The sequence below is a fragment of the Shewanella sp. SM32 genome, assembly GCF_025654235.1.
Lineage (GTDB): Bacteria > Pseudomonadota > Gammaproteobacteria > Enterobacterales > Shewanellaceae > Shewanella > Shewanella oncorhynchi.
On sequence record NZ_JAKKRO010000083.1, the window covers coordinates 1 to 14786 of the forward strand.

Annotated in this window: 18 protein-coding genes and 2 pseudogenes; 9 read left to right on the top strand and 11 right to left on the bottom strand. The window is 42.7% G+C overall.

The window, feature by feature from the left end; genetic code table 11:
• Positions 1-183: transposase (locus L5M10_RS21545; protein ID WP_263255885.1), on the bottom strand; the 183-nt coding region annotated here is incomplete at its 3' end.
• Positions 184-495: 312 nt separating this feature from the next.
• Here L5M10_RS21545 and L5M10_RS21550 point away from each other — a divergent pair.
• From L5M10_RS21550 to L5M10_RS21565, 4 genes and pseudogenes are all read left to right on the top strand, one after another.
• Entirely contained in the window at positions 496-708 is a 213-nt protein-coding gene (locus L5M10_RS21550; protein WP_076500103.1) for an AlpA family phage regulatory protein, read from the top strand.
• Positions 709-765: 57 nt separating this feature from the next.
• On the top strand, positions 766-1224 hold the full coding sequence (locus tag L5M10_RS21555; protein WP_263255886.1) for a YfjI family protein: 459 nt from the start codon (positions 766-768) through the stop codon (positions 1222-1224).
• Positions 1211-2311, top strand: a pseudogene (locus L5M10_RS21560) (DUF3987 domain-containing protein). The gene L5M10_RS21555 and the pseudogene L5M10_RS21560 overlap by 14 nt, the downstream one beginning before the upstream one ends.
• A 202-nt stretch (positions 2312-2513) precedes the next feature.
• Positions 2514-3191 (top strand): inovirus Gp2 family protein, encoded by a 678-nt coding sequence (locus tag L5M10_RS21565; RefSeq protein WP_203431823.1) that lies wholly within the window; start codon positions 2514-2516, stop codon positions 3189-3191.
• A gap of 142 nt (positions 3192-3333) precedes the next feature.
• Here the strand turns inward: L5M10_RS21565 and L5M10_RS21570 are convergent, their stop codons facing one another.
• The 9 genes from L5M10_RS21570 to radC form a co-directional block, all read right to left on the bottom strand.
• Positions 3334-3627: a type II toxin-antitoxin system RelE/ParE family toxin gene (locus L5M10_RS21570; protein WP_076500099.1), complete on the bottom strand. Its 294-nt coding sequence runs from the start codon at positions 3625-3627 to the stop codon at positions 3334-3336.
• Positions 3615-3899 carry a CopG family ribbon-helix-helix protein gene (locus tag L5M10_RS21575; RefSeq protein ID WP_011920070.1) on the bottom strand — a complete coding sequence of 95 codons (285 nt, stop codon included), beginning with the start codon at positions 3897-3899 and terminating at the stop codon, positions 3615-3617. Before L5M10_RS21575 ends, L5M10_RS21570 begins: the two co-directional genes overlap by 13 nt.
• A 286-nt stretch (positions 3900-4185) precedes the next feature.
• Entirely contained in the window at positions 4186-4908 is a 723-nt protein-coding gene (locus L5M10_RS21580; RefSeq protein ID WP_263255887.1) for a lecithin retinol acyltransferase family protein, read from the bottom strand.
• An 88-nt stretch (positions 4909-4996) separates the two neighbouring features.
• Positions 4997-5563, bottom strand: a complete 567-nt coding sequence (locus tag L5M10_RS21585) for a site-specific integrase (protein ID WP_263255888.1) — start codon at positions 5561-5563, stop codon at positions 4997-4999.
• A gap of 108 nt (positions 5564-5671) precedes the next feature.
• Positions 5672-6079, bottom strand: coding sequence for a DUF2787 domain-containing protein (locus L5M10_RS21590; RefSeq protein ID WP_263255889.1), 408 nt, complete (start codon positions 6077-6079; stop codon positions 5672-5674).
• A 193-nt stretch (positions 6080-6272) separates the two neighbouring features.
• Complete coding sequence (locus tag L5M10_RS21595; protein ID WP_263166368.1) at positions 6273-6686, bottom strand: DUF2787 domain-containing protein; 414 nt, start codon at positions 6684-6686, stop codon at positions 6273-6275.
• A gap of 246 nt (positions 6687-6932) precedes the next feature.
• Positions 6933-7289 carry a type IV toxin-antitoxin system YeeU family antitoxin gene (locus L5M10_RS21600; RefSeq protein ID WP_263166367.1) on the bottom strand — a complete coding sequence of 119 codons (357 nt, stop codon included), beginning with the start codon at positions 7287-7289 and terminating at the stop codon, positions 6933-6935.
• A gap of 139 nt (positions 7290-7428) precedes the next feature.
• The gene (locus tag L5M10_RS21605) at positions 7429-7791 is read right to left on the bottom strand and encodes a hypothetical protein (protein WP_226059026.1); all 363 of its coding nucleotides are present in this window, start codon (positions 7789-7791) and stop codon (positions 7429-7431) included.
• Positions 7792-7831: 40 nt separating this feature from the next.
• Positions 7832-8338: a RadC family protein gene (radC, locus tag L5M10_RS21610; protein WP_263255890.1), complete on the bottom strand. Its 507-nt coding sequence runs from the start codon at positions 8336-8338 to the stop codon at positions 7832-7834.
• A gap of 335 nt (positions 8339-8673) precedes the next feature.
• On the opposite strand from radC, the gene L5M10_RS21615 reads away from it, so the two are divergent.
• The 5 genes from L5M10_RS21615 (at position 8674) to L5M10_RS21635 (ending at position 14406) form a co-directional block, all read left to right on the top strand.
• Positions 8674-9126: a MerR family transcriptional regulator gene (locus tag L5M10_RS21615; RefSeq protein ID WP_263255891.1), complete on the top strand. Its 453-nt coding sequence runs from the start codon at positions 8674-8676 to the stop codon at positions 9124-9126.
• On the top strand, positions 9104-11278 hold the full coding sequence (locus L5M10_RS21620) for a VIT domain-containing protein (protein WP_263255892.1): 2175 nt from the start codon (positions 9104-9106) through the stop codon (positions 11276-11278). The genes L5M10_RS21615 and L5M10_RS21620 overlap by 23 nt, the downstream gene beginning before the upstream one ends.
• Positions 11279-11563: 285 nt before the next feature.
• Positions 11564-12253, top strand: coding sequence for a hypothetical protein (locus L5M10_RS21625; RefSeq protein ID WP_263255893.1), 690 nt, complete (start codon positions 11564-11566; stop codon positions 12251-12253).
• Positions 12253-13653: a hypothetical protein gene (locus L5M10_RS21630; protein WP_263255894.1), complete on the top strand. Its 1401-nt coding sequence runs from the start codon at positions 12253-12255 to the stop codon at positions 13651-13653. The genes L5M10_RS21625 and L5M10_RS21630 overlap by 1 nt, the downstream gene beginning before the upstream one ends.
• Positions 13654-13920: 267 nt before the next feature.
• Positions 13921-14406, top strand: coding sequence for a hypothetical protein (locus tag L5M10_RS21635; RefSeq protein WP_263255895.1), 486 nt, complete (start codon positions 13921-13923; stop codon positions 14404-14406).
• A 146-nt stretch (positions 14407-14552) separates the two neighbouring features.
• On the opposite strand, the pseudogene L5M10_RS21640 reads toward L5M10_RS21635, so the two are convergent.
• A pseudogene (locus L5M10_RS21640) lies at positions 14553-14786 on the bottom strand (IS4 family transposase); the annotation flags it as partial.

The window sequence follows — 14786 nt, forward strand, 5'->3', positions numbered from 1 at the left end:
ATGTTCTGAGGTTGGTTTACTTCCGGGCACAGGACGACCTTGTTGTTTGGCTTTATCCCGCCAATTATACAAAGTTTGCAGCCCAATCCCTTCGTTTCTTGAAACTTCAGCTACGGTCATATTCGAAGGCGGCAGTAACTTATTTAAGATCTGCTGCTTACGTTCTTCACTATAACTCGGCACAATTAAGCCTTAACGCCCCAACTGGTTAAATTTTAAGTAGTGACAACTATCCTGCCAGAGCGGGAAAGAAACAAATTATTATTCTCGTATTTTAAAGATCGTCATTTTTCAGTTGATAATACAAAATATGCTGAGCTTATTTTACGGAAAAAAGTTAGGGTGAGGTAAATCTCTTTTAAATCAGTAGCCTCGATTTGGTAGGGGAGTGGTTTGCACCCATTCACCCCCCCATTTTTCCTCCATTTCCCCTTTATTTAAGTTCTTAAGATTGCTTATAGTTACCTCGTACATTTACACATAAATGAGGTGACTATGTTTGATGCAACTCCTAGCTATTCAATTATTAGACTTGTTAGCGTTATTCAGTTAACGGGACTATCACGCTCTACTATCTATGACAAACAAAACCCGCGATCACCGCGATACGATCCGACTTTCCCTAAAAAAGTGACACTTGGGGCCAGAGCCGTTGGTTGGTATTTCGGTGAAGTTGAAGCATGGCTTAAATCAATAAGAGTTCAGTAATGGATTAAAGGTGAACTGGTAACTGACCATATGACTTATTATCAAAGGAAAACTGATATGTCTGAACGTTTTGAAAATAAAAACTTACCTCCGCGGCGGTATAATAAAAATATATATATTACATTTCCAGTATCTAATGGAGTTTTTCCTCGAATAGGAGAAGGTACTCTGTTAGGTAATACGATACTTGAAACTCATTTAATTACTAAAGCAGCATATCCCTTAATTGCCAGTACAGCGCTTGCTGCTATTTCTACCGCCTTACAGGTACATATAGATGTTGAACTACCAATAGGGAAGATTTGTCCAATCTCGCTTAACTTATTAACTTGTGCTGATTCAGGTGAGCGAAAATCTACGGTTGAAAATTTATTAATGGCAGGGATTAAAAATTACCAAAAAAAGCGTGAATTATCTTGTAAAGAACAGTTAATTAAGTATGAGATTTTGAGAGAGGTACATGATGCTAAATCCAAGTCGCTTAAAAAAAGATTGCTCAGAAATGCAGGAATCTAGGAACACAGAAAATGAAGTAAGTGAAGTAAATGAAATAAATGATCCTTTACAAGAGTTGATCGAGCATGAAGCAAAACAACCACAACGGCCAAAGGCTTTCAGAATTATGTATGAGGATAGTACGATAGCGGCGCTTACGTTTGGACTCAAGAATGACTCACCACATGCGTATCTTGGGTCAAGTGAGGGCGGTGTGCTAATGAATAGTGCCTTAATGTCAAACACACCTGTGCTTAATGCCATTTGGAGTGGAGATGATGTCACTGTTGCAAGAAAAACAACAGATTCTTATACGCTTTCAGGTGTTAGGTTAACTACACATATCATGATCCAGCCTCAAGCATTGAAACGATTTATGGATAAATCACAGGATGTTGTAAGAGGCAATGGTTATCTTTCTCGCTTTTTAGTGTGCTTCCCAATGCCTCTTAGCGGTGGTCGGAAAACCAATGGGATCAGGTATGAGAAAGAATTTATCAATCAATTCAATCAAAGAATAGAAGAATTACTAGAGGGTAAATAAATGGAACGTAGAATAGTAAAATTTTCAGATGACGCGATAGATTTATGGTTAAATATATCTAACGATATTGAATTTAAAATGGCTCCTGGGGGAATTTACGAGAATGCCAGAGATCATGCTTCAAAACTAGCAGAAATTATTGCTAGAACTGCAGCAAATATTCACTATTTTGAACATAATTTTGACTCTAAAATATCAGTTGAGTCATTAAGAACAGCAATTGACTTGGTGAGCTATTACTCTTTTCACTTTTTAAATAATTTTTGCCCACCACCTATGGAGGTCATTTTGGGGCAAAAGCTAGCTCTATGGTTAAATTCATATCGTGATCGAGGGTATCGGTATATTAAAAAGAATAAGGTCTTACAACTTGGCCCTCCTATGTTAAGGAAAAGCAAGAATTTAAATGATGCGTTGAACGAACTTTTATCGAATAGACTTATTGATGTTTTTGATTATAATACCACGGTTGTTATTGATTTGTATCCTGGAGCTCCTTATGACAGAATTATCTTTGAACGTGATATGAACCTGTTTAATATCAATCAAAATGGTCCTGTGTAGCTTGATTGTTTTCTGCATATAAAATCAGAGTTGGTTTTTATATTGTATAGTTTTGACATCTGCTTCTTGACGAGCATATTTTATTTCAGACTGTTTGTTCTGTGAGGGGCTCGTTTGTTTTCAATTGCTGCGACTCCTAGGTTGTTAATATTATATTGATAATCTATGGTTGTTATTTTTATAACTTTAAGGTTGGTATGGTGTGTCTCAGTATAACAATAGAAACTTAACCGTATTAAATGCCAAAGAGTTTAGTGGACTGCCAATTCTTCAATTTAAAAATGGAGTCTATGGGGAGTATTTGCACAATAACTTTAACGTTATCTATCACGCATTAAATAGGTATGCAAAGGTTTTCGCTGTGAGAGTTGACTTGAGATTTCCTGACTATTTTGACACCGATAATAACCGTTATGTTACGCGGTTTATTGAATCTCTAAAAGCGAAAATTAACGCAAATTATAATGCAAAGTGTAAAAATACTGAAGGATTTGTGCATCAAAGTGAAGTACTGTATATCTGGGTGCAGGAAACCGGGGAACTTAACCGATCACACTACCATCTTTGTTTGTTTTTTAATGGCAATGCTTATAGAAGTTTAGGTGTATTTGAACTTGGTAGACCTAATTTGTATAACCGAATCGTTAAAGCTTGGGCGAGTGCGCTAGCGTTGGATGTTGTTGCAGCACAAGGCTTAGTTCACTTTCCCAAAGCGCCTTGCTATCTATTAGAGCGTGGTCGGATTCACCTGAACCATACTTTACGTGCGTTGTTTCTGCGGTTAAGTTACTTTGCCAAAGTTGACAGTAAGACCTATGGTGATGGACGTCGTCATTATGGCTGTAGTCGATTATTGGGTAGGCTACAAGTTGATGATTAACTTACTTTGTACGATTGCTGCTAGTACAAATAGGAAAGTAAAGGGCAAGGGGCTCAAATCCCTTGCTTTTGTGTTTATTGAGAGTAGCAGTATATTCATAATCGCTCATCCATGCGAAGACCTCTTTGCTGATGCATCTCTATCAATATCCGGCTTCTTTTTGGTGACGGATACACAATACGGTCAATCGTTCACCGCCATCATACTGGTACATTGCCAGATAACCCGTATCACCAAAGTCAATCAGCAGTTCCCTAAAGCTAAAGTCATTGTCATCGATAGGCCGGCCAATGTCTGGATAGCTTTCCAGTTTTCTAATGGTATTGATTATGGCGCTGGCAGCGCGTTGTGCGGCGGGGGGATTTTTAGTGCGAAGAAACTCACGTAAGCGCTCTAAATCACGTAATGCAGTGGCGGTGAAGATTATTTGTGGCATGTAGGGGCAGCCTTTTCATTTTCACTTCCCCAGGACTCCAGCCAACTCACCACTTCGTCACCGGTGACATGCAAGCCTGATGTCTGGTGCTCTTCCCATGCGCGTAACGCTTCTTGCTGCAGCGCCTCGCGCTTCTCTTCTCTCTCAACGTATTCACGGATCGCTTCACGCATCATCCAGTGTGATGAACGTTTACGCGTTTCGGCTAAATGCTCGACTCTGGCTTTAATATCGGCATCTAATTTAACCGACACGGGTTTGATTGTGCTCATCTGTTACTCCAAAGGTAATGCTTAGTACTACTAGGTAATACCTTAGCATAACGTAGTACAAAAAAATAATGATTACACGTTTACTTGCCTGCATGAGCAACGCCATAAGCTCAAGGATGATAGAAGATAGTTTGTATTACTTAACTGGGCAAACCTGTTACGCCGTCATCACGCTAATCTTCAACGTAATCGCAAGAGGGATAAAAACGATAGCGGCAAGTGATGCCGCTTCGTTTAGAGGGGTTGGCTAATGGGGGACTTAGCACTCAATACCGTAGCTGAAGTATTAAGACTTAAGCCAATGCCATGCATCGGCTATCAGCTCAGCACCGGCTTTTACGCCATTGATGCCCACTTCTGCAGTAGTCAGTATGGTGTTTAAGCCGGTTTCTACACTGCCGGTGACGAGTTTGATCCCAGCATCGGCTATCTCTCCTTGGCTTAAGCAAGCATAACTTTCACCTAGAGTTTGGGTGGTGCCTTTTAGTAGGCATTCGGCAGGTTTAGCGACAAGATCTCCAGGTGTCCCTAGTAGTGTGTTGACGTTGTCGGGTAGCCCTAGGTATTCACCGGTCATCTTAGCGGCGGTAGAGGCTAACACGACATTTGCGACAGTTCCCGTGGCCAACTTCGACGCAGTGCTCCCCAGTAAGCTTGCTCTGGCAGAGCCTTGCAGCGCAATGTGGGTGAGATTACTGACTTGATTAGAGGTGCTAGTCCCCGCTAAGCATTCATTGACGAAGTGCTCGCAATTGTTGGTAGCAACGCCGTATGGGCTGTGACCCAGCTGACTGCGTGCAAGCTCAATGGCTTGGTGAGGAAACAGCGTGGACTTTTTCACTCTGACACTATGGCCACCAGCAAATTGCTGCAGGTCGATTTCTTCGATGATGCCCTGTTTAGATAAGTGAATAATATTTCCATGGCCCACATAAAGGCCGTGGTGTTCGGTTAAGCCAAGCGGATCAATATTGGTGACCAGATGATCACCGGGATGAAATGTATACATGGTATGTACTCCAAGAAAAACAACGCAGATACCCCTAGGTTGCATCTGCTAATGGGTTGAATAGGATGAAATGGACGTGCTGATTGACTCAGATTTCCAGCTCGACAAAGTCCTTATCGATTTGCTGCTGAGTAATGCCGATATAACGCAGGGTGACCGCTTCTGACTGATGCCGCAGCATGCGCATCACCCGACCAATGTCTTTGCAGGCTTGATACAGGTGATACCCCCGGGTTTTACGCATCGAGTGGGTGCCCAGGGCTAACTTTATATCGTCACCGACAAAGGCAAACGCTTTGGCGACGGCGCGCCGTGTCAGCGGTTTCGCGGGGGCCTGCTGGTCTTTGACTTGGCTCGAGCGGTGGGATTGGAACAGGTAGATATGCTCGGGGTGACGTTGGTGAATCGCCTCAATCAACGCCAGCGTCTTCGGATTGAGCTTGATGCTGGCGCGTTTACCGGTCTTCTGCTCAATGATATTTAAGCGGTCGTCGTCGATATCGCTAAACTTGATGGCCAGTAAGTCAGAGATCCTAAGGGCCAGGTTAAGACCGATATTCCAGACATCGGCCATCTGCTCACCAAAGTGACGTTCGAGCAGGTAACTGATAAGCTTGATGGTGTCGCGGTTCTTGACCGCTTCGACTTCGTTCATGCTTGGTTCCCTCAATTGGCTATGTGATGAATGTGGGCACCAGCACATCGCAAACCCGCATAGGGCCTGCGTTGCTTGGTTCCCAAAATACCTTTGTGGGTACCAACTTCAGTCGGCACTGACTTGAACCTGATAGACTTCCATTTCCACGTAGTTACAGAAGTTCTCTAGCAGCAACCTCACTAAACTGTCGGCTTGCTCGAGGTAACAGCGGCCAAAGAAGCTGTTGTAGACCTGCTTCTGTTGAAACAATACTTCCATTTCTTTCTCAAGCTCAGGGAAGGGCCCGCCGCAGTAAGCAAAGTCGGTGAAGTAATTGAGATACCAGCAATCCCCCTGGCGGTAGAGGTTGATCTCCACTGGGTGATAACCACCTCTCTGTGCACTGTAGTCGGGATCGCGGTAGTTTAGGGTGACGATGTTGAAACTCGGGTTATTGAGTGCGGCCAGTTGCCGTTCTAACAACTCATAAAAAGGCTCTGGCAGTGGCAGGATGGTTTCGCGATGTATTTTCATGGTGGACTCCAAAACAAAAAGCCCGCTAACGACGGGCGTTGCAGGCGGGGTAGGTTGTTGTTAACGACAGAGGCTTGACGTAATCACTTAGGGTAACAAGGGCGCGGGTGTGATGTGCTTGGCCCGTTGATTGCGATAGGGCAGAAACAGGTCGATATGGTTAGGATGCTTGCGCAAATGAGGGCGAGGCGGGTTAATCCATACTCACCTGCACCTGGTAGGCTTCCATCTGGTAGTAACTGACAAAGTTATCGCTAAACAACTTAATCAGCCCCTGTGATTCCCGCTCAGTAATCCAGCCACTAAACAGGCTATAGACCTGCTTGCTGTTAAAGCAGATATCGATGTCTTTAACCAGTTCAGGGAAGGGATGGCCACGAAAAGCAAAGTCGGTGACGTAGACGAAACGCCAGTGATCTTGCTGTTTCTCAAGCCGCACTTCGACGGGATGAAAGCCACCGGCTTCGGCGCTGTAATCTGGATCGCGAAAATTAAGGGTGATGGCGTTAGCGTCTTTTGGTGTGACTTCAGCCAGTTCCTTTTCGATCACTTGGTAAAAACGATCAGGCATCGTTGGCAGTTGATTACGTTTGATGGTTAATGTCATGGGATATTCCTTCTTTGATTTACGTGCATATGCAAAAGCCAAGGCGCAGTCACGCCTTGGCTTTTGCTGTCTATGCGGTTTGGTTAATAAAAGAGTTGTTGGTCGAGCGGTTTAATGTGAGTCGCTAAGGGCTGCTTGCTAAGGCTTTTGAGCTGGGAGATTAAAGTTTGGTAGTTATGTTTAACGAGATTGGTACTGGCTTACGATAATGAACGGGTTATCGAGTGAGGGCGAGGTTGCTGGTGGTCAGTGGCTTAGCTTTGGTTTAGTTTCGGTTTGATAAATCGCAATATACAAATAGCCATGGCTGCCTAATGTGTCGGCCTCACAGGTAAAGCCGGCGTGCTCAATGTTGACGCAGTGCTGCTCAGTGGCATCAATATCGCCGGTGGCCACCAGCCGTTCAAGCTGTTTAACCATGGTCGGAAAGGCCTCGACAAATTGTTGTTTAATTGCTGGTGGAAATTCACCGACAAAGCTTGCGCGGTCATGGAGATAATCCAAGTGCAGACCACGTAAAATCAGTCTTGCACCAAAGCGGGGAGACACTTTACGAGGTAAGCCCCAGGCGTGCTCGATATCAAAAAGTTTAAGAGTTGTCATAGTGACCTCAATGGTTGAAAAGAACTTTAGGGAGTAGGGTGCTCGTTAGCTGACTAGCGAGATCAGTGATAAATACCAGTGCTAATAAGAGCGGTTAATACAGCCGACTAGTGGAGTGGGTGATGACAGGTAACGTTCTTTAGGTGTGTACGCTCCAATTCGGTTGCTCGTTGCTGCCATGGTTGAAGTACACACCGTTGATCACACGCTGCCATTCACCTGTTGGCACACCATAACTATCACAGGGGCAAACATAGCGGCAAAAGCTGATCTCCCTGGGCAAGTGCTCAACCACATCACGGTGAAAAACAAATAATACGGTTTTATGTAGCTCGCGGTGTGGTGCAACGACTGGCTTGCCAATCACTTGGCCCATGGCATTGAGCGGGCGTACAAACATCGGCAAAATTAGCTCAACCGCTAAGCGGTTACGCAGTTCAGGAAAAGCGGCGCAGGCTTCGGCGACACAGGCCTGCGAAAAACTGTCGGTAAATTCAATCATGATGGACTCCTTGATTTGGCGTGGCAGGTTTAAACGTTGGCTAAAGTAAGCCTCGTTCAGCAAAGGACACCGGTGTACGACCAACCACAATATGGTCAAGCACGCGCACATCGATAAGTACTAATGCATCGGTTAACCGTTTGGTGATGTTCTTATCTGCAGCCGAAGGTTCAGATTCACCGGATGGGTGGTTGTGGGCAAAGATCACCGCTGCGGCATTGATGGCCAATACCGCCTTAACCACCTCCCGTGGATAGACACTGGCAGCATCTAAAGTGCCAAAGAACAGCTCTTTAAACTCCAGTAATTGATGCTGATTATCGAGCAGCATCACCGCAAACACCTCCCGCTCATAACCGCCGAGTTTGTAAGTTAAAAAATCCTTAGTGGCTTGAGGGTTGGTATAGGCGTCCTTCTTCACATAGCGCTCGGCAATGATATTGGCGGCAGAGGCGAGGACCTCATCGGCAGTTTGCGGCCACGGGTTGATTGGCTGGTCTATCGAGTTGTTAGGTTCAGTTTTGGTGGGTATCGCTTTTGTTGACATATCAGGCTCCTTGAAAGCATTAATGGGCTTATGCACAGGAGTGATATATATCTGAAAAGATTTGGAAAAAGTGCAATAGATAAAAAATATGAATTGGTCAATGTCATGAGGCTATATCAAAGAAGCTTTGAATAGGGCGGGTTTAGATTTTGCATAGAAAAATTTTAATTCCAGAAAGAAAATAGGCCACCGATAGAGTTTTAAGCTAACCAACTTATCCTCATTGTTAATTTTTTGCTCTATTGATTCAAGCTTCATAAAAAATATTATTCTTTACACTTGATCTGTACATTGTTGGTGTATACATTTAAGTGAAGTTTAAATGGAGGTACAGGATGCAAGAAAAATATGGCATCAGCGATCTGGCGAGATTGCTCGACTTTCCAGTTAGAACGATCAGGTTTTATCTGCAAAAGGGGCTGATTAAAGGGCCTCATGGTGCTGGTCGTGGAGCCTGGTACGACACAGAACATGTTGAGCAATTGCTTAAAATTAAACGTTGGCAAAGTGCGGGGCTGTCTTTAGAGCGAATTCAAGAGTTACTGAATTATGCAAATGAACCTGAGTTGCCTGATATTCAACCAAAAGCTGGGGACACGCGTGTAATCAGTCATTTGCATCTGGGCCAAGGGCTGACGCTAATGATTGACCCAATTGCGGCAGGTGTGAGTAGTGAGCAGTTAAGGATGTTAGTACCTGCAATGATAAGTAGCTATCAGCAGGTTATGCAGTGCTCTTTACCTAAAAATAATGGTGGGGTGGAAAATGAACAACAATGTGATGAATAACATAGCGCTAGGTAATTCAGAAGGATTTGGGTTTGATCATGACATTGTTTTAAAGCACAGTTTAGTTAATGCGCAACTGAATGGTTCTATCAGTGAAGTCGAATTGGTTCACGAATTTGTAAATCGTGAAACTTGCCCTATTGAAGCCATATTCTCATTTACGTTACCACTAGATGCGATCATTTTAGGATTATCTATGGCGATTGGTGAGCGTCAGTTCACAGGTGAAGTGATGCCAAAAGCTATCGGAACTGATAAATACGAAGGTGCTATAGCAGAAGGTGACAGTGCTGTATTACTGGATCGGTTGAATGATGGGTTATATTGTCTCAATGTTGGTAATTTGCTACCTAATGATGAAGTTACCATTTCTATTCAATATGCCCAAGTCCTGAACTGGCAAGACCGTAAGCTGCGGTTTTATTTTCCGTGTACAATTGCTGACCGCTACGGGCATCAGCGAACAGCAAATTTACAAGATTATCAAAAGATTGAGCATACACTAGATAATGGTGCGCGCTTAACATTTAATCTGATGATTAACGGTGAATTATCTTCCTCATTAGTTACCAGCCCAAGTCATTCATTAACAATAAAACGAGAAGATAACTCTTTAACCTTATCAGGAGATAGGGTTATTCCTGATAGGGACATCATAGTTACATTAGAAGCATTACCTTCATTTACTGGCGAGATTCTAGTTGAAAAGAGTGCTTTTGGGTTGCAGTACTGCGCCAACCTGTTATTACCATCCTCAGATAACCACAATGAGTCAGCTCAGTGCTTCCAGTTTATTGTTGACCGTTCAGGTTCAATGTGTGGAGATGCTATTGAGCAAGTGCGTAAGGCCTTCGTCGCAATTAAAACACTTCTCAAGCCATCAGATTGGTTTAACATCATCTCCTTTGGGTCTCAAGCACAGAGTTTGTTTCCATCCCCTGTTCCTGCCGATAGTGAGCACCTTGCAAAACTTCATGCATACATCAACCAGCTAGATGCCAATATGGGGGGAACAGAAATTGCCGCAGCATTAAACTTGGCTCGCAAAACTGGACGGCATGCAGAATTTGCGACTCAAATGTTGCTTATCACTGATGGTGAAGTGTGGGATACCGCAGCAATAATCGCGGATGCAACAAAAGCAAATATACGATTATTCAGTGTGGGCGTGGGTTCTGCAGTAAACGAAGCTTTTCTGAATAAATTGTCACGCAGTACTGGCGCTTCAGCCATCTATGTATCCCCAAACGAGTCGATGGCAGATGCGATTGTGGGACAATTTAAACGATGCCGTCAGCCAGAGATAACAGATCTTAAAATACATTGGCCGATACCAATTAATGAGCAAGTTGATAAACAGTTACTGTTTACTGGTGATGGATATCAATGCTATGCCACATCTGAGACAGAAATATCACCAAAAACCTACGTGAATATTGAAATTATGCAGCAAAATCAGTCAATCCCGGTAAGGCTGTTTCGAGGGATTAGTACTGGAACTCTGTCACGTCTGGCTGCTTACCAAAGATTGTCGAGCAGCAAGGATTCTGAGGAAATTGCCGTTAAGTATAGTTTGCTTTGTGAGCAAACCTGCTGTGTGTTGGTCGCCGTACGTGACCAAAAAGCTGACGGTTTACCAGAGTTGCGAACTATAAGGCACACTCGTGCAGCCGGTGAAGCAGGGTTTGGCTCAGTGGCAGGGGTTGTATCTCTTTGTTTTGCCGCGCCAGTGTATAGCAATTCAGTGCTTGATTGCCTTGATATCCCAGCATTTTTACGCAAACAGGACGTAACGTTTGTAGATGATCTTGCTGAACCAGTTGATAGAGATATGACTGCAATCGCCAGTTGGCTAAGAATTTTCAACAAGGCGGCGTCGAATGGTTCGTTGGAATTAAGTTTTACTTGCGTTAAATCATTAGGCATTGATTTGCAGAAGATCTTGATGATTGATATGAATTTTTATCCTGACATACCGGAAAAACATCTCGTGTTTGAAATCCTACTAGCATTTCTTGAAGTATCTAATGCTGGAAGAACTGGTCGAAAGTTAAGGCATTGGTTACAGCAACAACATGTTATTGATCAAGTTGATCCCGAGATTGCGATAGATCTTCGCGCTAATCTAGCTCTGCATCTCACTGGTAGTTGAACGGTAAAAAGCCTTTTCGTCAGGCATATACTAAATAGTCATTATAATCATTCTGTTACGAAGGAACCTTTTCTATGGACTTGTTTGTGGGAATGCTTGTTCGATGCATGCCTTTGATTCTCATCATTGGTGTGTTACTCGTGCTTAGGTTCGTTATTCTTAAGCCTGATTATGATGCTTTTAAGGCATATAAGGGGAAGAAAAATGAAAAACCTTGGTGGGATTTTACTGATGAATAGAACAGGTATTAAATTGATTTATATCACATTTATTCAATAAGTAAACGTGTATTTTAGTTATCATTATCAAGAAATTAGAGAGCAAAATTATTTATCAAACTCAAATGGAACGACATTAGGTAGAGTTTTTCTTTATTTACAAACGCTCTTCAAGAGCAAAAAATTGGAGCTGATGATGTTTTCTAATAAGCGTGTGATTATAGTTTATCCCAAAGATTACGAAGATTTAGCCATCTGTCTGCAACACGAAATTTCTAAACTGGAAGGCTTTGATAGCACTGCTTGGATACTGGATATTTATGAACAAAATAGGCCCACTTTATCAGGCCGAAATCATATCTTATTCATTGGCAATAGCGAGGAAAACAAGTTTACCAAGATCTATATGTCGCAGATCACGACCCTTATCAATACAGAAGGCGCCTGCTACGGTCGAGATGGCAGTAAGGCTGTTGTATTTGGGGAAGGTAAAATTGAGCAAAAATCGGCTTTTGAAGAGCTTAAGGAAAAATTAGATTTTAGTCGTGATGTTCTAACTGGAAACATTGGCGGTGTAGTCGCTTTGGGTTTTATCTGTACTCTTCCTTTGGTTTTTGTCCCTGGTTATTCACTCTATAGAGTTGTAAAAAATTACTTAAATTCTAATGAATTGAAGTATGAACAAACAAAGGTTGCAATTTACAATTTTGTCAGTAAGGAATTAGATAACTGGCTTAGCAACGAAGGCAGTTCATAATGTCAGAATTTAAGGAGGCCTACCGAGATGCAAGTAAATATTATTCAGGTGCTTGTGCACTTGAATCAGCAAAGTTTGTTGACGAAGTTCAAAAGGCTGTTGATGAGGCTGTTTTGGCGCTTAAGAAAGAAGCCGTGCGGCTTGACAATGTAAGTGTTAATTTTACCAAGGGCAATTTGGCTGAGGTATGGCACTCCGAAACACTAAAAGTGTCTGCAGCGGCTAAGGGCAATAGTGAAATAAAAGCCGAAGTGTTAGGCACTAATAAAACCGGACAAGATATTTCTTATGGTGATTCCTCTGTTGAATATAATGCTGAACTAAAATACTACAATAGTGCAGAGCGAACCGCCAAGCAACTTGGCAACCCTGACTATAATAATAGTCAAAAAATTGTACCGACAGATCAGCTTGAAGGTGTTATAGCCGAGTCACAAAAACAAGCTTTTCGTAATCAAGATAACCGTCCTGAAGTATCATCGGCATACCAAAATACAGCTGATTCGGTAAGTGATCGTCTTGAAGTAAATGGGATTAATTCAAAGCCGTTAACTGAGAGTGAAGCAAAAAACCTTGCAGCAGATCTCAAGCAAAATAATGAAATTAATCCTGAAAAATATGGACTGAGAACCGAAGGTTTTATCGAATGGTCAGATATATATAGAGAGTCAGGAAGTGCGGCACTTAATGCTGTTATTTTTTCTGCAGCCATAATGGCGGCTCCAAATGTCTTACGTATTCTTGCAAAGTATAAACAATCTGGCCAATTGGATGAAATATTACTTCGAGAGGGAGTCGGGAACGTGATTTCTCACTCGTCAAACGCTGGCTTACGTGGCGGAATTGCAGCCGTGATCACTGGTTCATGCAAAGCTGGCTTGTTGGGGCCGTCTCTCAAGGGAATACCTCCATCTGCTGTTGGTATGGCAACCGCAATGGTACTTAGTTCGATTGAACATACGTGGCGATATGCCCAAGGGAAGATTTCAGGCAAAGAACTTGCTTTCAATTCTTCAAGAGATGCTATTGCGCTTGCTATGGGTGTAGGCGGTGCGGTACTTGGACAGATGATGATCCCTATACCAATGTTGGGGGCCTTGATTGGTAACCTAGTTGGCGCAACATTGGGGGCAACTTGTTCCAGTTATGCCAATAACAAGGTTTTAGCAATATGTGTTGAAACTGGATGGACTTTCTGGGGATTTGTAGACCAGAACTATATAGTTCCCGAGGAAATACTAAAGGAAGTTGGCTTTGATCTTTTTTCTCACGAGATATTCATGCCTGAACAATTCGATTTGAACCGTTTCAGTACCCGAACATTCCAAGAGAATCATATTGGTTTTACTGTTTTGAGAAGAGGAGTCATTTCTTTTAACACTATAGGATATCAGTGTTAAAACTGTATGCCTGATGCTACAAGGAGATTGTAAAACATTAATGTCTCCTTATCGCGTACTTCAAATGGATATCAGAACATAGGGATGGAGCTGCCTCAAATCGTTCCTCATCATGTTAAAACTACTGTAATAGAAGCACACCAATTTTCCCTCAAAATTTTATCTTTGAATTGATATTGACGACACCGTTTGACGTTAAAGCCAGCATCATATTGCTCAGGATGTTGCTTTAGTTGCAGCATTATTTGGCATTTAGGGGTAAACGCTATGATGAGTCAGTATTGGGATGAGCTGTTCAATTACGTTTTTAATGATTTTGTTAAGGGGTGGGATGGTTTGGAGTTAATCTCTCATAATCCGATAGTTTTTCTCCAAGAAAGTGATGATTTTTCGGCTATTTATGACTGGAGATCGCAAGATTTTGAAAACGAGTACTTTGACAGCCTTCTGTTAATGCGTCTGTTTGTAATCTCGTGGTCAAAACCCTTACAGGGCTTAGCGGTATGGTTGAAAAAAGACATAATCTATTCGGCCTCATGCTTCAAATTTTCCCAGCCGTTACTACAGCGACTGTACACTTTATTTTTGGAAGATAATATCTCGCTAAAGCGTCATATACAGAATGGTAGCTTTGCTGGAAATGATGCCAACCCTGCAGTATTGATCACTGCCGCTGAAACCGTGTTGGATCAATACCTCCGTCGATGTGAAAGGCTTAACCGCCGTTTTCGAGGTGACAAACGTCGTTGGTAGGAGGCAGATTGGTTCTCTTCTGCAGCACTAGAAAATGATCTGGCACAAGGCAAAGCTGGGTTCAGAACTAAAAGAGACCGAAAGTTTGATTGTTACTTTGCAGAATTATTTATGGCGGCGACAGTGCTAAATGCTGAAGGATCCCCTCATAAATCAGCCATAGCATAGCCATATTTGAGCAACTGATTGGCGAATAATACCCAGGCCGCCAGCAATTCTTTCTCCGTGATTTGATAATCAGGCCGCCTGAGTACCTCCAATCCCAAGCGAATCGTTGAGAGTACCGTTCGATGCCCAATGGTATTGGCCTGAAAATGCTTATCCCAGCCCTGTTGCTGTGCGTGTAAACCAACTAGCCACAACAGGCATTGAACCATCAA